We start from the raw sequence: 26,301 nt of genomic DNA, 5'->3' as shown, positions 1-26,301 counted from the left end.
GTTTTATGAGATAAAAATGAGCATTTAACTTATTTTTAATATAAATGAAATTATTTTGTTGTTTATTGCTTGTAAATACGCACCACACGATCTGAAATAAGACAGAGGACCTCATAGTTGATGGTTCCCCGCCAATCTGCGACGTCTGTGGCACTAATTTCTGCCACTCCGTCTCTTCCAATAAGCGTCACAACGGTTCCAAGTGGATAAGCTTGGTCAAGTTTAATCATCATCTGGTCCATTGAAACCCGCCCCACTATTTCACAATACTTCCCGTCAACTAAGACATGAAAACCTTGCATTGCTCTTGTCCAACCGTCTGCATAACCAAGGGATACAGTCCCAATCCAAGTGCTTTCGGAAGTTTCATAGGTTGCGCCATATCCCAGTGTCTCACCTGACTGGACTTGTTTAACATGGGTTAGCTCTGTTTTTAAAGAGAGCGCGGGCTCAAGTTCGAAGGGTAAAGGAAGTGTTTTTCCACTCGGATTAAGACCGTACATCGAAATTCCAAGTCGCTCAATATCCTGAACTTGGTGAGTATGCCATAGGGCAGATGCAGTATTGGTCGAATGTACATAGCGGGGTTTACGCCTGAGCGAATTGAGAAAAGCGCTAAAACGTTCCTGCTGGAGTTTAAATTTTTCTTCGTCTGCTTCATCTGCTGTTGCAAAGTGGGTAAAGATTCCCTCAAAAGTGATGCCAAACCGATCAAGAGTATCGATAATGGCATTTGCTTCTTCAACCTCACGCACGCCAATACGACCCATTCCAGAATCCACCGCAACATGCACTTTTAATTTTGTAAGGTCTATATCTTGTGCAACGACAAGTTTAATCCAAGCAAGACTTGGCACGGTCAGGGTGATATCATGCTGGAGCGCTAAATTTACTGTTTCGGGTACAATCCCTGAAAGAATGAGTACAGGCTTGGTCACTAGATTTTCTCGAAGTTCGAGCGCCTCATCAAGATTAGAAACACAGAAACCCTCAACCTCTTTTTCAATAGCTTGAGAGACAGCAACAGCTCCATGTCCATAGGCATTCGCTTTGACTACACCCCAAATCTGCGGTTTGGGACCAAGATATTTTTTAAATTTCTTAATATTATTTTTTATCGCTACTAAATCAACTTCAGCAGTCGTATGACGATGCGGAGAAGCTTTCATTTTTTAAATCCTTCCATGATAGAACCAATTGTTAAATAAAATATATTTCAAAGTAGAGCACACTTTTTCTTGATTGTAACTTTTTAAATTATTAGCCTAAATAGACAGAGAAAGTGACGTTACCGCCACTTTCTTAATTTTTTTCAAGAACGACAAAAGCAACGGCTTCTAAGTTACTGTGTGAAATGGAGAGGTGGACTTCACCTTCAAAGGGATGCTTTGAAAAATATGGTTTTCCTAAATGATCATTTTTAACTTCAAGATCGTGCATCCCAAGGGCTTTACTGATTCCTGTACCATAAGCCTTAGAAAAAGCTTCCTTTGCTGCCCAACGTCCTGCCAAGAATTCGGTCTGGCGCGCCTTAGAATGAAAACTTTTAAATTTTTCTAATTCCTCAGGTGTCAGGACTTGTTCAACAAAGCGTTCAGAACGTGTTAAAGCCTTTTGAATTCTGGCAAGTTCTACGTTGTCCACGCCCGTACCAAATACCATTTTTCTCTCCTATCTCCCAAAGGAATAGAACCTGATAGCTAAGCCATCAGGTCATTCCGTCACTAAAAATTTTATCTAAACTTTTCTATCTGTATCGCTTATTTTGTGAGTTCGTAAATTGCTTCAGCATAAATAACGGCTGCCTTAAAGATATTTTCGACAGGTTTCATTTCGTTAGCTTGGTGCATTGAGTCTGGTTCGCCCTCAAACATTGCGCCATAAGCCACACCACGTTCCAAAAGACGACCAAATGTTCCGCCACCGATGATTGTTTCGTAGCCTTTAAGACCAGTGTGTTTTTCATAAACATCAATCAATGTTGACACAAGGGGATCTGACATTGGAACATAATGTGGAACATGAAGATGTTTTGAAAGTGCAACTTCAACAACACCATCAAGTTTAGCCAAGATTTCTTGCATACGCTCAGGGCTATTTCCTTGTGGGAAACGGAAGTTAAGCGCGATTTTACCTTCAGAATTCTCATCAAATGACCAAACACCCGCGTTCATTGAGGTATTACCCATGAGTTCATCAACGTAAGCTGTTCCCAATTTTTCACCTTCATGGTCTTCAAGAAGTTTTTCAGCTCCAACTTTAATGAAAGCAGCAGCACCATCAGCAAAATTAAATTGGTTCAAGAATAAAGTAAGGTAAGTTGCTCCATTTACACCTTTTTCTGGCATCGCACCGTGTGCTGATTTACCATAAAGTGTAATTGTTGCTTTTCCTTCTGCTTCTTCGAGGTCAAAACGGAGATTTTTATCTGCATGTTCTGCTACGAATTTTTCCAACGCAGCTTGTAAATCTTTAGCACCAGAAATCACTGCAGTAGCAGATTCTGGAACCATATTTTCAGCAAGACCAGCTTTGAATGAATGAAGTACTACTTCACCAGCATTTTTCCCTGCGAAATGGAGATATTCAGTAATATTTCCTTTTTCACCATTGATAATAGGGAATTCAGCATCAGGTGAGAAACCAAAATCTGGTTTTGGTAATTCACAATGCTCGAAGTAGTAGTCCATATCTGCCCAACCCGTTTCTTCGTTAGTTCCCACGATGAAACGAATTTTTTTGCTCAATTTAACGTCAAGCTCTTTCAAAATTTTCAAACCATAATAGCAAGCCATTGTAGGGCCTTTATCATCTGAAGCGCCACGGGCATAAAGATTTCCATCACGGATTTCAGGTTCAAATGGATCAGAATCCCAACCAGAACCTGCAGGTACAACATCCAAGTGTCCAATAATACCAAGGACTTCAGCATCATCAGCTGCACCATTTTCGTATTCAAAATGACCAACATAGTTGTCATAATTTTTTGTTGAATAGCCGTCGCGTTCAGCGATTTTTAAAAAAGCATCCAAAGCTTTTCTTGGGCCAGGACCGAAAGGATTTTCAGCGTCAGCGTGAGCTTTATCCTCTGCAGAATTGATGCGTAAAAGACTGTAAAGGTCCTCCATGAGCGCATCTTTACGTTTGTCAACTTCAGCTGCAAAATCAATTGTTGTCATTTAAATTCTCCTTGAAATAATATACTTACAATTATATCAAATTTTCAGTCTTTCTTGGTGTTTTCACATGATTAATAAAATTATTTTTCTTTGGTCAACATTTCGAACATTTTAACTTGAGGACCAGCAAGTGGTATTGCTGACAGATCGGTCAGCCACATTTTTTCTTCTGATAGATGATTTTCGGTAAGTTGGAAATGTTCTTCTGGCTGAGCTTTGACCAGCACAATATGCCATTTCTGATGTGAAAAAATATGTGTGAAATTTCCGACATAAGTCAGCTTGGAAATACTTTCTGGCAACTCAGGCAGGAGGCCGTTGTTGCTGACAGCTCCGTCAGTAACTATTTTCTCGAAATCTTCACCTGACAACTTGGTCAGCGGAAAGGTCCACATATTGGCCAGAAGTCCAGACTCAGGCCGTTTTTCTAGATAATATTCTCCCGCAGCATTTTGAAGTGCAAAGGCTGTAAAATAGAGATCCTTTTGCTTTATTTTCTTCGTTTTGATGGGAAAATTCAGTTGGGTCCCTTTAGCTCGACTTTGACAAAACTCGGCGAGGGGACAAGCAGCACACAGGGCAATTTTGGGCTTACAGACAGTAGAGCCCAAATCCATAAGCGCTTGGTTGAAATCCCCTGGACGTTCAGATGAAATCAGCTTTCGTAAAACTTCATCGAATGCTTTGCGCGATTTTGCTTGGGAAATATCGTCAGTCATTTCAAAAACACGGCTCGTCACGCGCATAAGGTTTCCATCAATTGCGGGTTCAGGTTGACCATAAGCAATGGAAGCAATGGCTGCAGCTGTGTAAGGGCCAATCCCTTTTAATGACTGAATATCTGACAAATGTTCGGGAAAAATTCCGTCAAAATTGGTCACAATTTCTTGCGCTGCCAGTTTCAGATTGCGGGCTCGTGAGTAATAACCTAAACCTTCCCAAAGTTTCAACAATTCTGCATCATCAGCAGTTGCTAGGTCCCGCAACGTCGGATATTTTGCCATAAAACGCTCAAAATAAGGAATCACGGTCTCCACTTGAGTTTGTTGAGACATAATCTCCGATATCCAAATCTGATATGGCTCTGTTGTTTTACGCCATGGGAGTGGCTTCTTATGCTGATCATACCAGTCTAAAAGTGAATTTTGAAAGGCTGTCACTTGTTTTTTGCTTAGCTTCATCTTTCTATTATAATAAAAAAGTAGAAAAAACATCAGAACTTTTTACTGACAGCTTGGTCAGTAGTAGCTCTGATGTTTTCTCCCTTATTTGTCTTAGAAAATAAGTTGACTTGCTACTTAATCGTTACTTTTTTATTTCGGGGACTTGATCTTTTAAGGATTCCCAATTATCGTCAGTAGCTTTAGGTTTTTCCAACGTAGCTTTGACCCGTTCAGCGACCTCATAAGGAACACCCGCATCAGCAACCTCCTGAACGGTAGCTTCCTCAATCGCTTTAAGATTTTTAAAAGTTGTCAACAATTTTTGCTTACGTTTTGGTCCTAAACCAACGATTCCATCCAGTTTACTGGAAAAGGTATTTTTCCCACGAAGTTGGCGATGGAAAGTAATAGCAAAACGGTGGACCTCATCTTGAATGCGAGTGAGTAAGAAAAATTCTTGCGACTGCCTCGATAAGGGGACTACCTCTAAAGGATCGCCAAAAAGCAATTCACTTGTTTGGTGTTTATCATTTTTTTGCATCCCTGCGACTGGAATTTTTGACAGCCCCAACTCACGTAAAACCTGTTTGGCGATGTTGACTTGACCTGCTCCTCCATCCATAGCTATTAAATCTGGCAAAGCTGTCCCTTCTCTTAAGGCACGACTGTACCTACGCGTCATAACTTCCCTCATTGAAGCATAGTCGTCGGCGCCCACGACCGTTTTTATTTTGTATTTTCGATAATCCTTCTTGGAAGGTTTTCCATCGATAAAAACAACCATTGCTGATACAGGAGATGTTCCCATAATGTTGGAATTATCGAAGGATTCAATCCGCACTGGTTTTGGAATTCCTAAAATTTTACCCAGATTTTCTACAGCCTTTGTCGTTTTCAACATGTCTCGCTCAGCCACATCAAACTTGAGTTGCAGTTGGGTTTGAGCATTTTTCATCGCCATATTTACCAGCTGCTTTTTCTCCCCCCGACTGGGTTGGATGATTTTAGTTTTTGCGAGTAAACTGGACAAACGTTTTTCTGAAGATAATTCTTTATCTAATTTGACAATCGATTGCTCTACATCCTGTTGGTCGGAAAATTTTACAGTTTTCGCCGTAAATACTTTAGCATCCACGGCACGCGCTTGTGCTTTTGTCAAACTATTTTCTGCTTGGCTCGCAGCCACCACAGTTTCTACAGAGGCCTTGTCCACATTTTGAGGAATAAAAATTTCTCGTGGCATCATGTGATTATTTTCTTGATAAAATTGTCCGATGTACGTTAAAAAGTCTTCTTCAGCTTCATTGTAATAAGGAAACATATTGACATCACGCTGAATCAGTTTTCCTTGGCGTACAAAGAAAACTTGCACACACATCCAACCTTTATCCACATAATAACCAAAGACATCTCGGTCTTGCAAATCTTGATTCATGACTCTCTGCTTAGTTCGTAAAGTCCCAATCGCTTTAATAATATCACGATACTCAGCTGCCTGCTCAAACTCCATTTTATTAGAAGCTACCAGCATTTTAGACTCTAATTCTTTAATAATTTTCTGATCAGAACCCGTTAAAAATTCCTTCACTTCTTGAGTCATCTCTTTAAAAACTTGAGGGTCCACATGATTAACTACTGGACAAAGACACTGGTGAATATGAAAATAAAAACACACCTTTTTTTCATGTAGACCACACTTACGAAAAGGAAAAATCCGATCTAAAAGTCGCTTTACTTCATTAGCCGCCCTCACATCAGGATAAGGACCAAAATAAGTTGCCCCGTCTTTTTGTACCTTACGAACAACCAACAACCGTGGGTACTTTTCATTCGTGATTTTCAAGAATGGATAGTACTTATCATCCTTGAGCATGATATTATACTTAGGCTTATAACGTTGAATTAAGTTGATTTCTAAAACTAAAGACTCAATGTTGGAATCGACAACAATCCATTCCAAATCCTCAATTTCTGAAACCAATAGTTCAGTTTTTGTATTGTGTGAGCCGTGAAAATAAGAACGGACTCGATTTTTAAGATTCTTAGCCTTTCCGACATAAATAACTGTGCCATTTTTATCTTTATGTAAATAGCACCCCGGACTATCGGGGAGCAACTCTAACTTCGCTTTAATCGTTTGATTCATATGCCTAGTATAGCATACTATGCCAACAAGGTTCAATAAGGTTCAACTTAAACGTAGTTAAAAAAGTAGCATCACGTTTATCTATTTTAAAGAATCCCTTATCGAAGTGAGCTATGATTCAGAGCATCTTTTTTGGCTTTCTCATCCTAACAAAATAAACAGTTGCTAAACAGTCCTTTATTTGTATTGATTTATGAAGTTTAGTGTTTGGATGTAGCAATCCTTTGCTTCTGATTTAGAGTAATCAAATTGGTATTCATGAGTAATTTCTTTCTTAGTTTTATTAAAGAACAAACTTTGGACAGGTACTGAAAGTTGTTTTAACTTATCTTTAAATGTTAATCCCTGCTCTTGGAAGGAATAGGCATTCCCATCCGTAATATAAGTCGGAGGAAATTCACTTGTAAGATGCTTAACTAAACTCGCTTGTTTTAGCTGAGAGCTTGTTTTCCAGTTCTTAATCCCTAATTCAGACCAAGCGACTGTTCTCACAAAAAACTTCATAAAATTACTTGAGTTCTTCGTATTCTTTAATTGTTCTAAGTTTATCGGCCCACAATAGGATATCGTTGCTTTAATCCCCTCTCTTTTAATCAGTTGAGGAACTTTTAAACTGTCTCTATATTGTTCATTAGTTTGAGTCAAGGCAAACTGCAACGCAATCTGAGCACCTGCGCTATCTCCTCCTAAGATAATATTATCGAGCTTTAGCTTAGAAAGTTTTTCATCTTTTAGAGTCTTTACCAATTCGCTAACTTGGCGTAACTGATTAGGATATTTTGATTCAGGAGCTTTTTCATAATTCATAGACACTACTGCTATCTTTGCATCAGAAGCTAGTTTTGTCGCAAATTCTTTCACCCCTTCCTTATCTCCACCTACATAACCACCTCCATGCACCCAAATCAACACTGGTAACCGTTGGTTGTTATTCTTAGGAAGATATAGATCATAGGTATTATCTTTAAAATCCGAATCATAATGCTGGTTATAAGTAACTTCAACATTAGCTTTTGCTCTATTAAAAGATACTTTATCAGTAATTTTTACTTCAGAATTAAACAGATGTCTGATGAGTATTGCTCCAGGCTTAGGTGAAATATAAAAAGCAAACACAATTACAATTAATAGCCCAAATAACCCTAAAACACTTCTAAATAAGATCTTTTTCATTTTTTTATTATACCATATCGTTATATCATTCTAAATAACTTTCAAGTTATCCATTAGAAATGAAAATGTTACATCATGATTAGAAAAAAACGTTATAAAATAAGAATTGTTCTTATTTTCGAGACAGTTTTTTTGAATAGTCGTATTTAATATGCTAAAGTATTACTATAACATGTATGCAAAAGCATACTAGAAAGAGGTATTTTATGATTTGGTCGTTAATAGTAGGAGCTATTATTGGTGTGATTGCAGGAGCACTCACTAACAAGGGAGGCTCAATGGGTTGGATTGCTAATATTTTAGCTGGTCTTGTTGGTTCTTTTGTAGGACAATCTCTCCTCGGAACATGGGGTCCTTCACTTGCTGGTATGGCACTCATTCCTTCCATTATTGGGGCAGTGATCGTCGTGCTAATCGTATCTTTCGTTTTAGCTAAAGTAAAGCATTAAGAGAAAAAATTCAAAAACGATACTTTATAATTTTTTGCGATAACATCATGTAATAATAGATTTATAAATTTATAAATGAAAATTTCGGTAAAACGAAAACAAAATTCCATTAAAGACCTCCAACGGAGGTCTTTTTTCAGCTCTTTGACTTATTATTGATACCGACATTTAATCGGTCACAATAGGACTTGATACAGCGAGTCCTTTCTCTTTACTTTGCGGTACACAACATGATGCCATAAAGTACGATTGTCATCAATAGTTATCTACTTATTCTCCTGACAGAACTTTTTTCAAACTTTCGTTGATAATTGTACTATTTTCAGGATGGGTGCCCAAGAGGAAAGTAGCTTCGGAAATCGCTGCAGCTTCTGGTGTTTGGACAGCTTGTTTTAAATGTGGATCTGTGATTGAATTAATATAATTCAATTCATCCTGCCAAACTTTTTTAATTTCTGTATAGTAATCTTGATTTTGCGCTTGGTTTATTGGTTCATTACTAATTGTAGTCGTGGTACTTTGAATAACTTGCGAGGAACTTTGGGCTGGTTCACTACTGAGGACTGAGGAAGAGAGAGATTCACTTGGTGGTGAAACTACTTCCTGGTTAGTTGTACTTTCTACCACTTGAGACGAGCTTACTTGGCTTGGTTTATTAACGACTGTAGAGGTAACTTTTTTGCTTGATTCTGCGCTAGCTTGTGATTTGCTAATTGCACTCTTACTTATCTGGGACACTTTACTTTTAGTGGAACTCTTTTTGCTTTGCATGCTCCTATTAGAGGCTTCACTATTCTTTTTCTTCTCATTTCCATTAGTGCAGCCTGTAAAAATTAAAAGAGCTAGCACTGATAATACGCCTACGGTAAGTTTCCTCTTCATTTTCTCTCCCTAGAATACAAATACTAATAATCTGTATTATTAACTTTTAGTCTAAAGTATCAAAATAATGTTTAAAAAGCAATAAATTATCAAAAATTAATTACTTTACTAGAAATAAAAACTAGAAATGAGCTCTCACTGGCTGGCCCAATCGAGCCAACCACTTTGGATAGTACGTACACGGTAGCACAAGCTTCCTTTAGGCTATTTCTAAAATCAATATGTTAAAATACTGTTGGGAGCTTATAAAAAGGAGAACGAATGAACAAACATCACTTTAATATGATTCATCACATCGCCATTATTGGTAGTGAATATAAACGGAGTCTCAAATTCTATTCAGAAATTTTAAATTTCAAAATTATTCGTGAAACGAAACGAGGTAAGAAAAATGATATAAAAATAGATTTGATGATGAACGATCAGACTGAAATTGAATTATTTATAAAACCTGATGCACCCGAGCGTGTATCTTTTCCAGAAGCCAAAGGTCTGAGACATCTTGCTTTTAAAACACAAGCTATCGAAGAAGATGTACGATACCTTAAAGAGAATGATGTACGAGTTGAAGAGATTAGATATGATGAAATCACTCATAAAAAAATGGTTTTTTTCTTTGATCCAGATGGTCTACCTCTTGAACTTCATGAATAAAAAATGCCCGAATTATTAATAAATCGGGCGTTTTTTTGCTTATCATACAATCGGTGAGAGATAGTGCTAGTCAAAATTGGTTTGAGTGAACTAAAAAAGACCTATAAGGTCTTTTCGAGGATATTTTTGAATTTTTCTTACAAATCGTTAATATCGAAGTCTTCTCCAAGGAAATCAGCCAATGAGAAGCCTTCTTGTGTTTCAGGCAAATCGTATGAAGGTTTAGCAGCTTTGCGTGGTGCACGTGGTTTGCGATCACGTTTTTCACCGTCGTTGTCGTTGTTACGAGCTGGACGAGCTGGTGCTTCTTCAAGCGCTTTGATAGAAAGAGAAATACGTTCTTCTTCTGGTTTTACGTCAAGAACTTTTACATTCACAACTTGACCAACTTTAAGAACATCTTTTGGATTTTCAACGCGTTCCCAAGAGATTTGTGAAACGTGAACAAGTCCTTCAACACCTGGATAAAGTTCAACAAAGGCACCAAAGTCTGTCAAACGTTTAACTGTACCTTCAACAGTTGAGCCAACGGGTGCTTTTTCTTCAACTTGTTCCCATGGTCCAGGTTGTGTTGCTTTAAGTGAGAGTGAAAGACGTCCAGCTTCTGGATCGAGTTTCAAGATTTTAACGTTAATCACATCACCAGGTTTAACGGCATCTGATGGACGTTTGATACGGCTGTGTGAAAGTTCAGATACGTGAACTAAACCATCAATCCCACCAAGGTCAACGAAAGCACCGAAGTTAGTAACGCGTGAAACGGTACCTTCAACGATATCACCTTCTTGAAGTTGTGCGAAAGCTTCTTTACGAAGTTCAAGAGCTTCAGCTTCAACAACTGCACGACGGCTAAGGATGAAGCGATTTTCAGAAGCATTAACTTCAATGATTTTAGCTTCAATTTCTTCGCCAACAAATTTCTTAGTATCTTTTACGAAGTAAGTATCGATCATAGAGGCAGGGATAAATCCACGTACACCGTTGTAGTCTACTGAAAGTCCGCCTTTAACGTCTTTAGTAACTTTAACTGTTACGATTTCGCCTTCTTTGCCTTCCAATTGAGTCCAAGCTTTACGAGCTTCAAGACGTTTCAATGAAAGGAGGTATACGTTTGCACCTTCAGCTTCTTTACCGACAATTTGTTTAATTACGAGTAAGTCAAGAACATCACCAGGTTTAACGAATGTATTGATATCAGCATCTTTATCGTTAGTGATTTCGCGAAGTGTAAGGACACCTTCGACACCAGTTCCTACGATGGCAACAGTTGCTTGCCCGTTTTCAACTGTAAGGATCTCGCCCTTAACGACGTCGCGTACTTTAACGTCTTCAACGCTGTTTAATAGTGTTTCAAATTCGTTCATTTGTAAAAAAAATTCCTCCAACAATTTGGCTGATACACAGCCTTACAAAACATTATACCATAAAAAATCGCTTAGGGAAAGCTTTTTCTTTGTTAAATAATAAAAAATTTATGAGTCTTTTTAATGAACTCAAAATACAGTTGATTTTTCATTTTTTTCGATAGCAAACGTTTTCTTTTAAACCTTCTTCACTTAAGATTGTTTGTGATAATAAAAGACGATCTGTCCCCCGATTTGTCGGATCATGGGCTCCCGAATAATCAACGGTTCCATCTTTTAAGCGTACGGGAATCACGATACCTTCTGGATAGAAACTAAGTTTCGCTGTATTTTGATAGCCTTTTTCTGAGCGGCATTTTAGGGTAGGAGCTGCCCCCGTCTGACCCTCTGCCAAGCTAAGAACATACCGGACATTATTAAAAATCAGTACCCCTTGATTGACTGCTAGGCGCGTGCTATTGTGCTTATCCCTGCTGATCCAGTTTCCTTCTAACGAAGAATAATCTCCATTTCTTATTTGGGCGTATTCTACTTGAGTAAATTCTTTTTCACTATACTTTATGAGAAGTTTATTATCTTCCTGTGAGACATGAGCGATATTTTTGCTGCTAGCCATAATCCCTAGTAAACTGGGGATAATTAATAGAATAACAGAGAATATTAATAACTTTTTTAAATTAAATATCATAGTACACTCCTAAAATGATAATTTTATTATAAAATTATTATAACACTCTTTTTATATCCTACAAAAAGATACTCTTTTTTACGATTTGGGCATGAAAAAAAACTCGTCACTAGTGACGAGTTTTCTTCTTATTGGTATTGCATTACCTTTTCATTTTTATAAGCGACATCAATCAGTGCTCCACCGAGGCATTCTTCTCCATCATAGAAGACTACTGCTTGTCCAGGAGTAATCGCTCTGACAGGTTCATCAAAGTCAACAGTAACTTTATCACCATTTACATGGATCGTAACACCTGTATCTTCTTGACGATAACGGAATTTTGCTGTGCAGTGAAGGTCAAAAGTTTCTGGCATTTCTCTGGTAAAGCTCAAATCGCTTGCGTCCAGACTTGTTGAATAAAGGTGTTCATGGTGGAAACCTTGTCCAACATAAAGGGTGTTTGTGCTCAAGTCTTTTCCGACAACAAACCATGGATCACTTGTTAATTGTCCATGTTGTCCACCAATGCCAAGCCCGCCACGTTGACCGATAGTATAATACATCAAACCAGCATGAGTACCCATTTCGATTCCATCAAGTGTCATCATCTTACCAGGTTGTGCGGGTAAGTATTCACTTAAGAATTTTTTAAAGTTTTTTTCTCCAATAAAACAAATTCCTGTTGAATCTTTTTTCTTAGCCGTTGCCAGTCCAGCTGCTTCTGCAATTCGACGGACTTCCGGTTTTTCAAGATGACCAAGTGGGAACATGGTTTTCTTCAATTGTTCTTGTGTCAATTGACTTAAGAAATAAGTTTGGTCTTTATTATTATCTGCGCCACGCAACATGTGTACGGTTCCATCTTCGTCGGTACGAACTTGCGCATAGTGTCCAGTTGCAACATAATCTGCTCCAAGCTCCATGGCATAATCCAAGAAAGCTTTGAATTTGATTTCCTTGTTACACATGACATCAGGATTGGGCGTACGTCCAGCGCGGTATTCTGCAAGGAAATATTCAAAGACACGATCCCAGTATTCTTTTTCGAAGTTAACAGAATAGTAAGGAACACCGATTTGGTCTGCCACTGCTGCGACATCTTTATAATCTTCCGTAGCCGTACAGACTCCGTTTTCATCAGTGTCATCCCAATTTTTCATGAATACACCGATAACATCATAGCCCTGTTCTTTGAGTAACAAGGCAGTGACAGAGCTGTCGACCCCTCCTGACATTCCCACAACGACACGCGTTTGCGCTGGGAGCTTGCCCTTTAAAGTTTGACTGTTATCCATTAATTTTCACCATCTCTTTCTATTTTGATTTTGAAAAAAAGAAATGACTGACAGAGTGGTCAGTAAATGTACTTTAAAAAAAGACAACTGACCTCTGCGTCAGTCCACTTTCTTTTTCCCAAGTTAGACAAAATATCAGTTGAAGGCTGATTTTTGTAGGTTACTTCAGTTGAAGGCTGAATTTAATAGGTAACTTATTTATTATAGTCAATTTTGGTCAAAATGTAAATAGCTCTTTCTTCCAATTTTAGAGGATATTTTTGTAAACGTCGTCACTCAGAACGCGTGCTATAATAGTTTTTATGATAAAACATACTGAAAATCCTTTGGTCTTTAATACTGCCATCGGGCAAAAAAAGCGAGCAGAAACGGTCGTCCCTGTACAAAACACTTGTCCATTTTGTGATGTGGAGCATTTAACTGGTATTTTACGTACTGACGGAAAGAAAATATGGCTAAAAAATAAATTTCCAACACTGGAAGAAGCTACGATGACAGTGATTATAGAATCTGATGAGCATTTAGGAGATGTCTCAACCTATCGCTTGAAAGAGAATCGTGAAGTATTCCGCTTTGCCTTTGATTGCTGGGATGAAATGATTCAATCAGGAAATTATCGCTCCGTGCTCATGTTCAAAAATTTTGGTCCCCGCTCTGGTGGTACTTTACGCCACCCTCACTTACAAGTGGTCGGATTAAAAAATACTGACGGTTACGGACAGATCTCTCCTGAAAATTTTGAAGGGGTCGAGATTCATAAAAATGGAGTCACAGTCACGCTCTCTACCCGCCCTATTATGGGATTTGTGGAATTCAATGCGATGATTACTGACCTTGACAATGTTGAAAATCTAGCTGATATGGTTCATGAAATCACAGCTTATCTGATGAGCAGCTATATGGAGGGGCGTTGTGATTCTTACAACCTCTTTTTCCACCATTTTGATGGTCAATACATTTGCAAAATTGTACCGCGTTTCATCACTTCTCCCTACTTTATTGGTTATAAAATCCCACAAGTTTCTCATCCACAAACCTTGGCAGAAATTGCTCAAGAAATTAAATTAAGATTAGATAAAAATTACTGACAGCTTGGTCAGTATTTTTTTGAACGCATCAGCCTGATATAAGGTTGATTTTGGTATAATAGAATTATGAAATTTATCAAGAAAAATAAATGGAGTCTCTTAGCAAGCTTCTTGCTTCCCTTGGTTTTAATGGCGATCATTCTGGCGATTACTGGTATTTATTGGGGAAGCTCTCGTTCGATTTTGGCGGGAGATGCTTATCACCAATATGTCGCGATCCATTCTCTTTATCGTAATATTTTACATTCAGGAGGTTCGCAGGGTTTCCTCTACACCTTTACCAGCGGCTTAGGTTTAAACCTTTACGCTTTTTCGGCTTATTATATGGGCAGTTTTCTCATGCCCTTTACTTTTTTCTTTAATGTCCATAATATGCCTGATGCACTCTATTTATTGACTTTAATCAAGTTTGGGCTGATCGGTTTATCAGCTTTTATAAGTTTCAAAAATATGTATAAAAAGCTTCCACAAGTCGTTGTGCTTGCCTTGAGCGTAGCTTTTAGTTTGATGAGTTTTTTAACTTCTCAGCTTGAAATTATCATGTGGTTAGATGTTTTCATCCTTCTTCCACTTATCATCTGGGGACTGCATCGCTTGATGAATGAACAAAAACGTTGGCTTTATTTCATCAGTTTACTTATTGTTTTTATCCAAAATTATTATTTTGGTTTTATGATTGCACTGTTCCTCGTCTTCTACTTTTTAGCCCGTATGACCTTTGATAAATGGTCATGGCACAAAGTTCTAGATTTTGTAGTTACTTCACTCTTAGCAGGGCTCTCAAGTCTCATCATGCTATTACCCATGTATTTAGATTTGCGAGCAAATAACTCCGACGCGCTGACTAGTCTTTCTGGGGTGTTTACCGAAAATGCTCACCTTTTTGACCTTTTTGCCAAAAATTTCGTAGGGGCCTATGACACCACCCAGTTTGATGCCATTCCTATGATTTATGTGGGAATGGTTCCTCTGGGCTTAGCTTTCTTGTTCTTTTTTGCAAAAAGCATCAAGAGACGTACTAAATTTGCTTTTCTTGGCTTATTGGTTCTTTTTATCGCTTCTTTCTATTTGCAAGCTTTAGATTTATTTTGGCAAGGCATGCATTCCCCAAATATGTTCCTTCATCGCTACGCCTTTCTTTTTAGCCTTCTTATTATTTTAATGGCTCTAGAAAGCTGCAAACGCTGGAAAGAATTTCGAACTTGGCATCTCCTTGTAGTAAGCGCAGTTTTTGCTCTTTTCTATCTCGCCACATTCTATTTCGGACATTATCACTACCTTACCACTGTTCAAATTATTTTAACCTTTTTATTTGGTTTAGCTTACTTCATATTAGGTTTAAATCTAATTCACCGCTGGATTTCCATTCGTGCTTTAATTCCTGTCCTTTTCGTCTTTATGGTTAGTGAAGCTGGTGTAAATGGTCTCTATCAAGTTCAGGGTGTCCAGAAAGAATGGAATTTTGCGAGCCGAGATTATTATAATCGTCAAGTTGATACGCTCGCTCCTATTGCAGAAAAAATTAACGCATTAACAGGAACAACTTTTGCTCGAACTGATAATACTAACCCCGATACAGCTAATGATGGGATGAAATATAATTTTAACACCATCTCTCAGTTTTCTTCTGTACGTAATAGCAACTCCAGCTCAATCATGCGCCAATTAGGCTTTCATACCGACAGTACCTATCTTAATCTGCGTTATCCTGGCAATACTTTACTGATGGACGCGCTCTTTGGTGTAAAATATAATATTAACCAGAGCCAACCGGAAAAGTATGGCTTCAAGTCCGTCAGTAAAACCTCCCCTTTAAATGCCTTGAACGAAAATCAAGAAGCCCTAAGTCTGGGCATCTTCGTCCCCGGAGAATTTGTCAATGCAAAATTTGAAGATCGTGATGAGACTTCTGCCATCCTCAACAATCAAACAGCCTTTGTTGACGCACTCTCCAAAACGAAGACTACACTTTTTCAACCTTTTTATACAACAAGTGAAGCTACCTCAGATAAAATCACTGGTACAGGGGACTCCGTTACCCTAACTCGTCCAGAATCTTCTACGGATAACGAAGTTTCTGTCACTTACGGCATTACCGCTCCCGCTCATAGTCAAATCTATCTATCGGTGCCAAATATTAGTTATATTAATAGTAATGCTGAAAATACACTTGTCACAATCAGCAACGTCGAAAATAATAAAATCACGCGCACCTTATCAAGCTACTATATCGGAACCAACGATACGGGTCGCTTTATAAATCTCGGAACTTTTAGTAAAGCTACTGATTTAAAAGTAACCCTTGCCTTTCCTGAGAATTCACAGGTAAGCTTTGATACTACTTCTTTTTGGAGTTTAGATACTCAGGCTTACAGCCAAGTAATGTCCACCCTCAAAGCGCGTAGCCCTAAAACACAACTCACCAAAAACGGTGCTACGCTTCAGACCAATACGTCCGAAAAAGGAGAAGTCTTCTTGAGCATACCTTATGACAAGGGCTGGTCAGCAAAAATCGATGGAAAAACCGTCAAAGTGTCCAAAGCACAAGAAGGCTTTATGAAGGTTCAGGTGCCTGCTGGCAAGCATACTTTGCGCCTCTCCTTCTTCCCAAATGGTCTAAAAACCGGGATCCTTTGTTTTGTCTTAGGTATCGTTTTGTTCATTACTTACGACGTTCTTCGACGTAAGTCATCTTTAAAAAATTAGCCAAAAAAGACTGACCGGTTTGTCAGTCAAAGCCAATAAAAAAAGCGTTGATAAATCAATGCTTTTTTATTTTACTTTACTTTTCGTCAGTAGTAATGAGTTGAGAATCACTGAAACAGAAGATAAGCTCATCGCTGCAGCCGCCAACATCGGATTGAGTAAACCAAGCGCAGCAAGTGGAATACCTATGAGATTATAAATAAAAGCCCAGAAGTAATTTTGCTTGATTTTACGCATTGTTTTTCGAGAAACTTCAAAGAAGGTAGTAATTTTGTGCAACTGTCCGCCTACAACAGTAACATCTCCTGCCTCCATCGCAATATCTGAACCAGTAGCCATCGCTAATCCTATTGTTGCTCCAGCTAATGCAATAGCATCATTGATGCCATCACCTACCATCATCGCCCGCGGAGTTTTTTGAACAATCGTCGCTTTTTCTTCAGGACTCAGATCCGTATAAATTTCATCAAGTTGCACCAGTTCTTGGATTTTACGTGCAGAGTTTCTGTTGTCCCCAGTTAACATGATGGCCTTCAAGCCTTGTCCTTGCAACGTCTTTATCGTCTGTGCGCTCTCAGCTTTTACCTTCGAATTAAAGGTAGCCACTGCTAAGAGTTGATGTGATTCGGCCAGATAAATCACAGTATCTTCTGTCTCAGGTACTGTCAGATTCAGTTCCTTCATCAACTTATCATTTCCTGCAAAATAACTTTTTCCATTGATTTTTCCTGTGATACCACGCCCAGCAAGTTCTGACAACTCAGTAAGTTCGAAGAGTTCTCCTTTGTAAGCAAGCGATTTTGCTAATGGATGATTTGAATGTGCTTCAAGACTAGCCAAGAGTTTTAGCAGAGCGGCTTGGGGCGCTGTGGCTTCACTGACGGCGCTGTCAGTAGGCTGAGCAATCATTTTCAAGTCGGTCAGTTCAAATTCACCCGTTGTAATCGTCCCCGTTTTATCTAAAAAGATCGTATTAATCGTTCCGGCAAGCTCTAATGCATTCGCGTTTTTAATGAGCAAACCGTTTTTGGCTGCTAAGCCCGTTCCAGAAATAATTGCCGTGGGAGTCGCTAAGCCCAGCGCACAAGGACATGCAATCACCAATACGGCTACTGCATGCATTAAAGCCGTCAATAAGAGACCCGTGTACCACCAAGTTATCCCAAAGGTAAGCAGGGCAATCACCAGAACGATTGGGACAAAAATTCCCGAAATCTGATCCGCCAATTTTTGAATATTTGGCTTTGAACCTTGAGCTTCGCTCATCATTTCTACCATACGCGAAATTGTAGATCCCTCCAAATCATGAACAACGACAGCCTTCACTTCCCCGTCCAAGTTGATGGTCCCCTCAAAAATAACCGCATCGTCGGCTTTCACTACTGGAAGTGCCTCTCCTGTCAGAATACTTTCGTCAAAAGAAGCTTTTCCTGACAAAATCATAGCATCTAAAGGAACTTTTTCTCCAGGTAAAATACGGATGACATCTCCCATCTGAATTTCTTCAATGGCTTGATCCCCATCAGGCGTATGAACAACAGAAGCTCGTGAAGACATTAAGCCTGTAATGGCTTGTGTAGTTTTCTCTTTTGCATTATGCTCTAACACTTTACCCATTAACACCAAGGTGATAATAACCATCGACGATTCGAAGTTCAGGGCATTAGCTTCTCCCATCATAACGGACAAGATTAAACTTGAAAAATAAGCAACTGTCGTTCCCAAAGCGACTAAAACATCCATATTGGCGGATTTATTTCGCAACGCATGAAAAGCTCCCCTATAAAAACGCCAACCAATAACAAACTGTACGGGGGTTGCCAAGATTAATTGGAGGATGGGTTGATGTAAAAACATTACCCACGATGCGTGTAGCCCAAGGACAGAAGCAAACATAGCTACTACTAAAGGCAAAGTTAAGATAAGCGAAGCCCAAAATGACCAACGAAGGAATCGGGAATGACGATGAGCTTGTCTCGCAATTCTTTCTTGGTGTGCTTTATCATTAACAATTGCTCCATAGCCTGCTTGCTCCACTAAGGCGATGATTTCTTCATCTGACATTTGATCATCAACGACTACTTTTGCCTTTTCAGTTGCAAGATTAACCGTTGCTTCACTAATTTTATCTGTACTATGTAAGGCCTTAGCTACTGTATTAACACAGTTAGCACAGGTCATTCCTGTGATCACAAAAGTCTGACTTCTCATTATGTTACCCCTTTTATTTCTTTATTATAGTTTACACTTGTAAACTTAAAAAGTCAAGTCATTTCTTTAACAAAAAACCACCTCCATTTGGGGAATGAAGGTGGCTGTTATTATTTAAGTAAAACATCATTTGGGGTTTGTTTTACTTCTATTATTCTAGCAAATTTAAACGAGGGTGACAAATTAAGTGACTCCTAAATTGCTTTGTAGCCTACTTGCGCAACCGCTTCGCGCATTTCATCCATTGTGGCAGGTTCAGAAAATTTAACCGCTGCTTCATTTTTCTTTAATGAAACTTTTGCTTTTTCTACACCTTCTACTTTTTGAAGCGCATCTGTGACATGCATGACACAGTGATCACAAGTCATGCCTTCTATTTTTAATATTGCTTTCATTTATATTCCTCTTTCCTTAGACAGCTATCTGCTCATGCTCGTGTTTACAAGCACAACTTCCAGTCACTTCGAGACAGTTACAATGCTTTTCTGACACCGTCTCTTTTTGAGATAAGGCCTGGGTTAATTTCTCTATATCCTGCGCCGTTAAGACTGATTTGTCAATCATGTCTTGCAAAATATTGACATGCTTTGTAGCACATACTTTTTCAAGAAGATTATCAGCCATTAAATTAATAGCCGTACATTCTTCCATTAAAGGTCGATAAATAAATTTTCGTCCTTCTTTTTCTGTACTCAACATTTCTTTTTTCACCAGACGACCTAGCAGCGTTTTTACAGTCGCAAGAGACCATTCCAAATCTTGGGGAATCTGTTGATAGATTTCATCAACTCGTGCCTCTTCCAAAGACCAAATCACACGCATAACAATCAATTCTGCATTGGAAACATTAAATTCTGATTCGTTCATCTCTGTCTCCTTTCTCTAATTATTCTTATAGCTTAAGTTTACACGCGTAAACGAAAATTGTCAAGTATTCTAACTAAGAATCTCTACGCTCCAAAGACTTCTTCCATGATACGTCGTCCAGTTGCTGTTTGTGCCAAGCCTCCCTCTGCTGTTTCACGAAAGGCAGCCGGAAGGGAGCGGCCTACATTATACATTGTATTAACCACTTCGTCCACAGGAATAACCGGTTTCACTCCTGCCAATGCCATATCAGCTGAAATCATTGCTTGTGAAGCACCCATAGCATTTCGATGCACACATGGAATTTCAACTAAACCAGCGACAGGATCACAAATTAAACCTAACATATTTTGTAAAACTAAAGCAATCGCATAACCCGCTTGCTCAGCAGAACCTCCTGCTGCTAAAACCAAAGCAGCTGAAGCCATAGCTGAAGCTGACCCAACTTCGGCCTGACAGCCTCCTTCAGCACCAGATATTGTCGCATTATTGGCAATCGCAAGACCAAAAGCACCAGCGACAAACAAAAACTCTACCTGTTGCTCGTGACTTAATTGCAATTTTTTAATAGCAGACGTCAACACGCCTGGAAGACAACCAGCTGAACCAGCTGTTGGTGTAGCACAGATTAACCCCATTTGAGCATTTACTTCATTTACAGCCACTGCATCACGAGCCGCTCCTAAAATTAAATCTCCGGATAAGGCTTTGCCTGATTTAATATAATCGTCCATGAGTTTGGCATCGCCACCTGTTAGTCCTGTCAAGGATTTCTTTCCCTCTAATCCTTTTTCAACAGAATCTAGCATTGTCATTAAGTTTCGTTCCATCAGAGTCCAGATCTGATCTCTTTGGCGCCCTGTTTGTTCCATTTCGATTGCAATCATAAGCTCTGCGACTGAGGAATAATTTTTCGAATCCTCAATTAATTCTTGTATATTTTTAAACATTTTCGTTTCCGTTTCACTCATTATGGTCTAATTAAAGAAATTCACCGCATGTAAGCGTGGGATTGATTTCATCTCTTCAATCACTTCCTCTACATTTGGTGTGTCCACTTCTAAAATCATTATCGCCTTTTCACCTTTTGCTTCGCGCGTTACATTCATTTGCGCAATATTTATGGCATGCTCTGATAATAGACTGGACACTTTTGCTATCATCCCTGGAACATCCTCGTGGATCACTACAAATGTAGGAACACCCGCAGAAATTGCAATATCAAAACCATTCAATTCAGTGACTTGGATCATTCCCCCACCAATTGATATTCCTGTGATAGTCATGGTTCGATTTCCTTTTTTTGCAATCAAACGTGCCGTGTTGGGATGTTCGGCTTTCTCTTCAGGGTGTGGCACATAACTGATCTCCATGCCCTGCTCATAAGCAAGCTGAGGGGCCATTGGGAGACGTTCATCATCAGTATCCATCCCAAGTACTCCAGCTACCAAGGCTACATCTGTACCATGTCCTCGATAAGTCTTTGCAAAAGATTCATACAAATGAATCTCAAGTTTTTCGGGAAGTTCACCAAAAATTGAACGAACAATCTTACCAATGCGAGCAGCGCCAGCAGTATGTGAACTAGACGGTCCAATCATCACTGGACCAATAATATCAAAAACACTTTTATATCTTAAGTTTTCCATTTGTATCCCTTCTACGGCGTGGAATTGAGCTAAAATTTTCTCTATTTTTTAATTGAATACAAGCTCTTCTATTCTATCATAAAAAATTGGGGAGTGACAAGTTAGTAAAAACTAGAGGTAAGCTAAACCCGATTAAATCAAACGTAAACATTAAATAAAGAGATGTAAAAGTATTAGACAAAAAAATTGTAAAAGGCTTTCATATCTGCTATACTCATTTTTGTAACAAATTAATGACTTTATTTAGGAGAATTTCATGAGCACCTCACAACATCGAAAGATGCTTATCGCAGCTGCAATCGGTGCAGCATTAATCGCAATTTTAGCCCAAATTACTATCCCATTTCCTATCGTTCCTAATACAGCACAACCACTGGGAATTGGGCTTATTGCTGTCATACTTGGAAAACGTTACGGTACCCTTTCTGTATTTCTCTACTGCCTTCTTGGTGCAATTGGTATCCCTGTATTTGCAGGGATGTCTGGCGGCTTTGGAATCATACTTGGTCCTACGGGTGGCTATATCGTTGGCTTTACTTTAGCCGCCTATGTGGTAGGCTTCTTTACAAGTCGTTTTCCAAATAGTTATACTGCCGCTGTCATTGGTGCGATTCTTGGAGTTACTGTAATCATCCTCTTATTCGGTTTAATCTGGCTCAAATTTCAATCTCAGATGAGTTGGAGCGCTGCTTTCAGTGCTGGCGTACTTCCTTTCATTTTCACAAATCCTATCCAAGCTGTGGCTGCCGCATTACTTGGACAAAGAATTAAAGGCGCTATGAGTAAAGCGGGAGTTTTGAGAGAAATTTAAGAATAAAAAAATATGTTACCTTTGAAGGTAACATATTTTTTTATTTTAACGCCCTTTATAAATTGAACGTGATTTACCGTACCAGAGTTGAGTTAACACTTTTTGTACCCAAGGTTGAACCCATTTATCTAAACCAAATGCGCGTCCAGAACCATTCATCAAGGCAATCGCTACTGGAATAAACCAGATGTTAACCCAGAAGAACATACCAGAGAGGGAGAACATCACTGTTAAGGCAGCTGTTACAGCTGAGGCAATCCATGTGAAGAAACCGAAAATAATTGCAAGTGCAAGCAGTACTTCAAAGATAGACATGAATTTTTGCATGAATAAGGCTACATCACGATTTGGAATCATAAATTTCATAATTGGTTGGAACCAACCTACCACATGATCAAAAACAGGCATTGGGCTGTGTTCTGAAGAATAAGTCAAGCCCCATTTAACAGCTTCAGTCGTACTATCGCCAGATCCGCTTGCAGCTGCTGCAGATGCGCCTGCTGCTGCATCTGAAGTTTGCAACCATTCAAATGGGAATTTCAGATCATTTGTGAACCAAGATCCTTGACCAAACCACGTTCCAGGATTAAACCATTTCCCATCACCAACGATTTTAGCCATTGCTTCTACTAACCAAGCAAAACCATAGAAAAGACGGAGTGGCAATGCCCAAAGAACATTTCCTTGACGTGAAGTATGACCTCGCATGAAGTTGCGATTGTCTTTTGTACGGAAAACTTCATCCAAAGCGTAACGCCAGAAATAGTGTGCCGAACGGATTTGCAAAGTGTAGATGAAATAAACAATATTCTTCATCAACATTGCCCAAAAGCCAGTTAAGCGCATGCTTCCGATTTTTGCTACACCCCAAGTTGATCCAATTGAAACCATGGTTCCTTGGTACTTGCTCACGTGTTTGTGTTTGTTTCCACCATTGATATCCGCAAGAATATTTTCTGCTGCTGTATGTGCAGTTTGTTCTGCTGCTTCTACGATTTGTGGAGTAGGGCGACCTGTATCAGGTTCGATATATCCAGAAACGTCACCAGCAACATAGATACCTTGTCCTTCAAAGCCAACAGCTTCCATGTACTCATTTGCTTGGAGGCGATGACCACGTTCTGTTTCCTTAAGGTTGGTTTGTGCTGCTGTATTCCCTTGAACCCCTGTCGTCCAAATCAAAGTATGAGTGGCAATTTCTTTTGCAACTTTTTCTTCATCACGTCCGCCGACGTTAACTTTGATATGGTCTTCAGCAACTTCAACAATACCATGGTTGGTCAACACATTAACATTTTTCTTTTCAAGGTAAGCGTGAGCTTTATCAGCTTGCTTACGATCCAAGGTATTAAGAATAGTTGGCATCATTTCAACAACGTTGATCGTGATTTCTTCTTCTGGAATCTTCCAGTCTGTTGAAACTTTTCTACGCCAGTCAATCAATTCACCAGCCATTTCAATACCAGTAAAGCCTGAACCAGCTACTGAGATTGTCAAGAGGGCACGACGTTTTTCATCATTAACTTCTGTGGAAGCGTACTGTACAACCGTTTCCAATTGACGCTTGATTTTCATAGCGTCTTCAAGTGACCAGAGTGTAAAGCCGTGTTCTTTTACTCCAGGAACACCAAAATCGTTTGGTTCGCCACCGAGTGCAACTACCACGTAGTCATAATCATAGCTCCCGTGTTTTGTAATTACTTTTTTATTTTCTTTATCAAGACTTACAACGGCGTCAGTTACAAGATTAACGTTTTTACGCTTACCTAAAAGTTTTTGGAAGTCGTATTGAACTGTTGTAAAGGGTACACGACCAGCTGCAACTTCATGAAGTTGTGTCATGGTAGTGTGATAGCTATGTTTGTCAATCAAAGTGATGTCAGCGTTGGCTTTCAATTTCTTTGAAAGCTCGCGTGTTGCATGGACCCCAGCAACGCCACCACCGACGACTACGATTTTTTTCTTAGTCATTTTAAAATCAGTCTCCTAATAGTGATATAATAATGTCAGTGTCCATTATATCCTTTTTGAAAGCATTTGTAAACCGTTGCATACGGAAATTTAAGGAGAAGTTAATCTTCATGATTTCTGCTCATTTGATCATTAAAAAAGTCGACCAAGCGACTTTTTAAATTTGGGGACCATTCTCTAAAATTTGTCCTTCTGGAATCCCTAGGCATCGGATAAAAGGGATAATGTATTCGGCATCGCCTAACTCCTTATCTGACATCACTGTAATTCGACTTGTTCCTTGGCTGATTTCTACTGTCACTTTATGGCTGTCGTTGATAAAAAAATGGATATGGTCACAAATTCCATGATGAATACTCACTCCAAGGATTTTTCCATTTTCGGCCTCACAGGTTTGAGCGCCATGCATGTAACTCTCCACGAGTAATTTCATCACCACCTTTTCCCTATTTATAGGAGTGGTTCCAGATTTTTGAACGTCTTTTTGCGTAAAAGTCGCATATTCAATATGTTTTTGCCTCATAAAAACCTCCTTTAAAAGTTTTTTCTCTAATCGTTAATTCTATTGTACCAACTTTATTTATGAGCACATAATGATATACTATTAAAAAATAATGAAAAAAACCATTCGTTAAGCAAAGCGCTCATTCTTTTGATAAAATGAACTTAGGTGGAGGATAGAAAATGGAAATTACTTTTGATGAAACTGTCACCAAGCGTTTATTAGGACTGATGGGTTTTCAAGATAAAAAAGACTTACTGACCAAACCGTCAGCCGTTGATTTTGTTTTAGACTTTGATCATACTTTAAGTAGTGAACAACTTGAAAGTACTTGTTGCGGGATTACACGCTACCGGATTGTAGCTGTTGAAAAAGATCAGGTGCCGCCTATTTTTGATGGACAAATTTCTTCATCATTAGGACCCTTTTACTGTAAAAAATGGGGAATGATGTATTTTGATGAAACGATGAATGTCCGCCTTACTACCAACCATTTGATCGAAATCATGGGTCGTGGAGAGCAAATTGCCCCGCACATTGAAATTGTCGATTATCGAAAACAAGCTGTACTGACACGTTAGAGCGGCAATTTATTTACTGACCAGCTGGTCAGTAAGTACCGTAATAAAAAAAGGCTGCTTTTTCAGTCTTTTTTTATTTTTTCTAAAAAGCTAAGAACACACTGATTAAACCGGTCACTTTCTTCTAAGTGCAGGATATGTCCACATTCATCAAACACTTGCACCTCTGAGAGCGGATGAGGTTGCAAGTTACGCGCAGCTTGAGCATGAGCACTCGGAAAAATTGGGGACTTTCCACCCGCAAAAAAGAGATGAGGAACATGTTCTTGACCAAGTTGAGCGCGCCAATCTTGCAAAATTACATTTTGTAGCAATCCTCGATAACGTTTAAAGTCAAAGGGACGCATCCCTCGTCCTAGTGCTCGCTTCACCTCATCGGAAAGTTTTTGACGTGTGAGCGTGGTTTTTGGAAACGTGTCGATAAAAGTTTCTAACTCAGGAAGTGTACGCCCATAAGCGCCATTAAGCCAGTCTTCTGATTTCATGAAGGTCGGCGCTTGATCTTCGGTAATTACTGCTGTCAGATCATTAGTCGTAAACAACTCCTCATAGGCCATAATCGTGGCCGCCCCCATTGAATGTCCGATTAAGGTAACCTTTTTAAGGGAAAGGTATTCAATCAACTCGTGCAAATCCATAGCCAGACGTTGCAAACTCATTCCAAAATCAACACGCTGTGAATCCCCATGTGAGCGATGATCGTAAGTAATCACACGGTACCGCGCTGCAGTAAAAGGAGCAACTTGAGCAAACCAGGTCACTTCACTAGAGGAATAACCACCAATCAATACTAATGCTGGCTTTTCTTTTTCTCCATAATCATGATAATTGATTTTTACAGAATCATTGGTAATAAAAAAAGGCATTTTTCTTTCCTTTCAGGTTTTTTTTACATATTTTCATTGTATCAAAATAAATCTCGTCACAGGTCAATGCAGAT

The 26,301-nt window shown here is 39.0% G+C and carries 24 protein-coding genes; 6 read left to right on the top strand and 18 right to left on the bottom strand.

The annotated features are described in order from the left end of the window. Positions 1–62: 62 nt before the first annotated feature. From alr to JW886_RS04545, 6 genes are all read right to left on the bottom strand, one after another. Positions 63–1,169 carry an alanine racemase gene (alr, locus tag JW886_RS04570; RefSeq protein ID WP_205872429.1) on the bottom strand — a complete coding sequence of 369 codons (1,107 nt, stop codon included), beginning with the start codon at positions 1,167–1,169 and terminating at the stop codon, positions 63–65. Between the two features lie 133 nt (positions 1,170–1,302). Further along, positions 1,303–1,662 (bottom strand): holo-ACP synthase, encoded by a 360-nt coding sequence (gene acpS, locus JW886_RS04565; protein ID WP_075524973.1) that lies wholly within the window; start codon positions 1,660–1,662, stop codon positions 1,303–1,305. A gap of 98 nt (positions 1,663–1,760) precedes the next feature. Beyond that, positions 1,761–3,179 (bottom strand): dipeptidase PepV, encoded by a 1,419-nt coding sequence (gene pepV / locus JW886_RS04560; RefSeq protein ID WP_205872428.1) that lies wholly within the window; start codon positions 3,177–3,179, stop codon positions 1,761–1,763. Positions 3,180–3,259: 80 nt separating this feature from the next. Continuing rightward, positions 3,260–4,360 carry an A/G-specific adenine glycosylase gene (gene mutY / locus JW886_RS04555; protein WP_205872427.1) on the bottom strand — a complete coding sequence of 367 codons (1,101 nt, stop codon included), beginning with the start codon at positions 4,358–4,360 and terminating at the stop codon, positions 3,260–3,262. A 124-nt stretch (positions 4,361–4,484) separates the two neighbouring features. Continuing rightward, the gene (gene uvrC / locus JW886_RS04550) at positions 4,485–6,488 is read right to left on the bottom strand and encodes an excinuclease ABC subunit UvrC (protein ID WP_205872426.1); all 2,004 of its coding nucleotides are present in this window, start codon (positions 6,486–6,488) and stop codon (positions 4,485–4,487) included. Between the two features lie 177 nt (positions 6,489–6,665). Continuing rightward, positions 6,666–7,661: an alpha/beta hydrolase gene (locus tag JW886_RS04545; protein WP_205872425.1), complete on the bottom strand. Its 996-nt coding sequence runs from the start codon at positions 7,659–7,661 to the stop codon at positions 6,666–6,668. Between the two features lie 206 nt (positions 7,662–7,867). On the opposite strand from JW886_RS04545, the gene JW886_RS04540 reads away from it, so the two are divergent. Next, positions 7,868–8,110, top strand: a complete 243-nt coding sequence (locus tag JW886_RS04540) for a GlsB/YeaQ/YmgE family stress response membrane protein (RefSeq protein WP_075524989.1) — start codon at positions 7,868–7,870, stop codon at positions 8,108–8,110. 270 nt (positions 8,111–8,380) lie between these two features. Here JW886_RS04540 and JW886_RS04535 read toward each other — a convergent pair whose 3' ends face one another. Next, positions 8,381–8,992: a hypothetical protein gene (locus JW886_RS04535; RefSeq protein ID WP_205272647.1), complete on the bottom strand. Its 612-nt coding sequence runs from the start codon at positions 8,990–8,992 to the stop codon at positions 8,381–8,383. A 261-nt stretch (positions 8,993–9,253) separates the two neighbouring features. On the opposite strand from JW886_RS04535, the gene gloA2 reads away from it, so the two are divergent. Then, positions 9,254–9,646 carry an SMU1112c/YaeR family gloxylase I-like metalloprotein gene (gloA2, locus tag JW886_RS04530; protein WP_205872424.1) on the top strand — a complete coding sequence of 131 codons (393 nt, stop codon included), beginning with the start codon at positions 9,254–9,256 and terminating at the stop codon, positions 9,644–9,646. 137 nt (positions 9,647–9,783) lie between these two features. On the opposite strand, the gene rpsA is transcribed toward gloA2, so the two are convergent. The 3 genes from rpsA to mnmA form a co-directional block, all read right to left on the bottom strand. Beyond that, positions 9,784–11,010 (bottom strand): 30S ribosomal protein S1, encoded by a 1,227-nt coding sequence (rpsA, locus tag JW886_RS04525; protein ID WP_075524992.1) that lies wholly within the window; start codon positions 11,008–11,010, stop codon positions 9,784–9,786. Positions 11,011–11,158: 148 nt separating this feature from the next. Then, the gene (locus JW886_RS04520; RefSeq protein ID WP_205272649.1) at positions 11,159–11,698 is read right to left on the bottom strand and encodes a hypothetical protein; all 540 of its coding nucleotides are present in this window, start codon (positions 11,696–11,698) and stop codon (positions 11,159–11,161) included. A 128-nt stretch (positions 11,699–11,826) separates the two neighbouring features. Beyond that, the gene (mnmA, locus tag JW886_RS04515) at positions 11,827–12,975 is read right to left on the bottom strand and encodes a tRNA 2-thiouridine(34) synthase MnmA (protein WP_200406655.1); all 1,149 of its coding nucleotides are present in this window, start codon (positions 12,973–12,975) and stop codon (positions 11,827–11,829) included. Positions 12,976–13,277: 302 nt separating this feature from the next. On the opposite strand from mnmA, the gene JW886_RS04510 reads away from it, so the two are divergent. Together JW886_RS04510 and JW886_RS04505 are read left to right on the top strand one after the other, a co-directional pair. Beyond that, positions 13,278–14,063 carry a DUF4931 domain-containing protein gene (locus tag JW886_RS04510; protein WP_205872423.1) on the top strand — a complete coding sequence of 262 codons (786 nt, stop codon included), beginning with the start codon at positions 13,278–13,280 and terminating at the stop codon, positions 14,061–14,063. Between the two features lie 66 nt (positions 14,064–14,129). Then, entirely contained in the window at positions 14,130–16,769 is a 2,640-nt protein-coding gene (locus tag JW886_RS04505; RefSeq protein ID WP_205872422.1) for a YfhO family protein, read from the top strand. Positions 16,770–16,835: 66 nt separating this feature from the next. Here JW886_RS04505 and JW886_RS04500 read toward each other — a convergent pair whose 3' ends face one another. The 5 genes from JW886_RS04500 to sdaAB all read right to left on the bottom strand — a co-directional run bounded on the left by JW886_RS04500 (position 16,836) and on the right by sdaAB (position 21,496). Further along, a complete protein-coding gene (locus JW886_RS04500) occupies positions 16,836–18,980 on the bottom strand; it encodes a heavy metal translocating P-type ATPase (protein WP_205872421.1) in 2,145 nt (714 codons plus the stop codon). 194 nt (positions 18,981–19,174) lie between these two features. Continuing rightward, positions 19,175–19,375 carry a heavy-metal-associated domain-containing protein gene (locus JW886_RS04495; protein WP_205872420.1) on the bottom strand — a complete coding sequence of 67 codons (201 nt, stop codon included), beginning with the start codon at positions 19,373–19,375 and terminating at the stop codon, positions 19,175–19,177. A gap of 16 nt (positions 19,376–19,391) precedes the next feature. Next, the gene (locus JW886_RS04490) at positions 19,392–19,847 is read right to left on the bottom strand and encodes a CopY/TcrY family copper transport repressor (RefSeq protein WP_075524999.1); all 456 of its coding nucleotides are present in this window, start codon (positions 19,845–19,847) and stop codon (positions 19,392–19,394) included. 83 nt (positions 19,848–19,930) lie between these two features. Next, the gene (gene sdaAA / locus JW886_RS04485; RefSeq protein ID WP_205872419.1) at positions 19,931–20,797 is read right to left on the bottom strand and encodes an L-serine ammonia-lyase, iron-sulfur-dependent, subunit alpha; all 867 of its coding nucleotides are present in this window, start codon (positions 20,795–20,797) and stop codon (positions 19,931–19,933) included. A 27-nt stretch (positions 20,798–20,824) separates the two neighbouring features. Beyond that, on the bottom strand, positions 20,825–21,496 hold the full coding sequence (sdaAB, locus tag JW886_RS04480) for an L-serine ammonia-lyase, iron-sulfur-dependent subunit beta (protein ID WP_075525001.1): 672 nt from the start codon (positions 21,494–21,496) through the stop codon (positions 20,825–20,827). A gap of 256 nt (positions 21,497–21,752) precedes the next feature. Between sdaAB and JW886_RS04475 the strand changes: the two genes are divergently transcribed. Beyond that, the gene (locus JW886_RS04475; protein WP_200406650.1) at positions 21,753–22,307 is read left to right on the top strand and encodes a biotin transporter BioY; all 555 of its coding nucleotides are present in this window, start codon (positions 21,753–21,755) and stop codon (positions 22,305–22,307) included. 45 nt (positions 22,308–22,352) lie between these two features. Here the strand turns inward: JW886_RS04475 and JW886_RS04470 are convergent, their stop codons facing one another. Continuing rightward, complete coding sequence (locus JW886_RS04470) at positions 22,353–24,278, bottom strand: FAD-dependent oxidoreductase (protein WP_075525003.1); 1,926 nt, start codon at positions 24,276–24,278, stop codon at positions 22,353–22,355. 157 nt (positions 24,279–24,435) lie between these two features. Next, positions 24,436–24,801, bottom strand: a complete 366-nt coding sequence (locus tag JW886_RS04465) for a hypothetical protein (RefSeq protein ID WP_205872418.1) — start codon at positions 24,799–24,801, stop codon at positions 24,436–24,438. A gap of 161 nt (positions 24,802–24,962) precedes the next feature. Between JW886_RS04465 and JW886_RS04460 the strand changes: the two genes are divergently transcribed. Continuing rightward, positions 24,963–25,361 (top strand): iron-sulfur cluster biosynthesis family protein, encoded by a 399-nt coding sequence (locus tag JW886_RS04460; RefSeq protein WP_205872417.1) that lies wholly within the window; start codon positions 24,963–24,965, stop codon positions 25,359–25,361. Positions 25,362–25,423: 62 nt separating this feature from the next. On the opposite strand, the gene JW886_RS04455 is transcribed toward JW886_RS04460, so the two are convergent. After that, positions 25,424–26,227, bottom strand: coding sequence for an alpha/beta fold hydrolase (locus JW886_RS04455; RefSeq protein WP_205872416.1), 804 nt, complete (start codon positions 26,225–26,227; stop codon positions 25,424–25,426). Between the last annotated feature and the right edge of the window lie 74 nt (positions 26,228–26,301).

The sequence above is a fragment of the Lactococcus taiwanensis genome, assembly GCF_017068355.1.
Classification (GTDB): Bacteria; Bacillota; Bacilli; order Lactobacillales; family Streptococcaceae; genus Lactococcus; species Lactococcus taiwanensis.
Note: the sequence above shows the minus strand (reverse complement) of the source record. Positions and strands in the feature narration are given on the sequence as shown.

Coding starts and splice junctions, on each gene's coding strand:
- alr (WP_205872429.1), bottom strand. CDS start 1,169: ATGAAAGCTTCTCCGCATCGTCATACGACTGCTGAAGTTGATTTAGTA.
- acpS (WP_075524973.1), bottom strand. CDS start 1,662: ATGGTATTTGGTACGGGCGTGGACAACGTAGAACTTGCCAGAATTCAA.
- pepV (WP_205872428.1), bottom strand. CDS start 3,179: ATGACAACAATTGATTTTGCAGCTGAAGTTGACAAACGTAAAGATGCG.
- mutY (WP_205872427.1), bottom strand. CDS start 4,360: ATGAAGCTAAGCAAAAAACAAGTGACAGCCTTTCAAAATTCACTTTTA.
- uvrC (WP_205872426.1), bottom strand. CDS start 6,488: ATGAATCAAACGATTAAAGCGAAGTTAGAGTTGCTCCCCGATAGTCCG.
- JW886_RS04545 (WP_205872425.1), bottom strand. CDS start 7,661: ATGAAAAAGATCTTATTTAGAAGTGTTTTAGGGTTATTTGGGCTATTA.
- JW886_RS04540 (WP_075524989.1), top strand. CDS start 7,868: ATGATTTGGTCGTTAATAGTAGGAGCTATTATTGGTGTGATTGCAGGA.
- JW886_RS04535 (WP_205272647.1), bottom strand. CDS start 8,992: ATGAAGAGGAAACTTACCGTAGGCGTATTATCAGTGCTAGCTCTTTTA.
- gloA2 (WP_205872424.1), top strand. CDS start 9,254: ATGAACAAACATCACTTTAATATGATTCATCACATCGCCATTATTGGT.
- rpsA (WP_075524992.1), bottom strand. CDS start 11,010: ATGAACGAATTTGAAACACTATTAAACAGCGTTGAAGACGTTAAAGTA.
- JW886_RS04520 (WP_205272649.1), bottom strand. CDS start 11,698: ATGATATTTAATTTAAAAAAGTTATTAATATTCTCTGTTATTCTATTA.
- mnmA (WP_200406655.1), bottom strand. CDS start 12,975: ATGGATAACAGTCAAACTTTAAAGGGCAAGCTCCCAGCGCAAACGCGT.
- JW886_RS04510 (WP_205872423.1), top strand. CDS start 13,278: ATGATAAAACATACTGAAAATCCTTTGGTCTTTAATACTGCCATCGGG.
- JW886_RS04505 (WP_205872422.1), top strand. CDS start 14,130: ATGAAATTTATCAAGAAAAATAAATGGAGTCTCTTAGCAAGCTTCTTG.
- JW886_RS04500 (WP_205872421.1), bottom strand. CDS start 18,980: ATGAGAAGTCAGACTTTTGTGATCACAGGAATGACCTGTGCTAACTGT.
- JW886_RS04495 (WP_205872420.1), bottom strand. CDS start 19,375: ATGAAAGCAATATTAAAAATAGAAGGCATGACTTGTGATCACTGTGTC.
- JW886_RS04490 (WP_075524999.1), bottom strand. CDS start 19,847: ATGAACGAATCAGAATTTAATGTTTCCAATGCAGAATTGATTGTTATG.
- sdaAA (WP_205872419.1), bottom strand. CDS start 20,797: ATGTTTAAAAATATACAAGAATTAATTGAGGATTCGAAAAATTATTCC.
- sdaAB (WP_075525001.1), bottom strand. CDS start 21,496: ATGGAAAACTTAAGATATAAAAGTGTTTTTGATATTATTGGTCCAGTG.
- JW886_RS04475 (WP_200406650.1), top strand. CDS start 21,753: ATGAGCACCTCACAACATCGAAAGATGCTTATCGCAGCTGCAATCGGT.
- JW886_RS04470 (WP_075525003.1), bottom strand. CDS start 24,278: ATGACTAAGAAAAAAATCGTAGTCGTCGGTGGTGGCGTTGCTGGGGTC.
- JW886_RS04465 (WP_205872418.1), bottom strand. CDS start 24,801: ATGAGGCAAAAACATATTGAATATGCGACTTTTACGCAAAAAGACGTT.
- JW886_RS04460 (WP_205872417.1), top strand. CDS start 24,963: ATGGAAATTACTTTTGATGAAACTGTCACCAAGCGTTTATTAGGACTG.
- JW886_RS04455 (WP_205872416.1), bottom strand. CDS start 26,227: ATGCCTTTTTTTATTACCAATGATTCTGTAAAAATCAATTATCATGAT.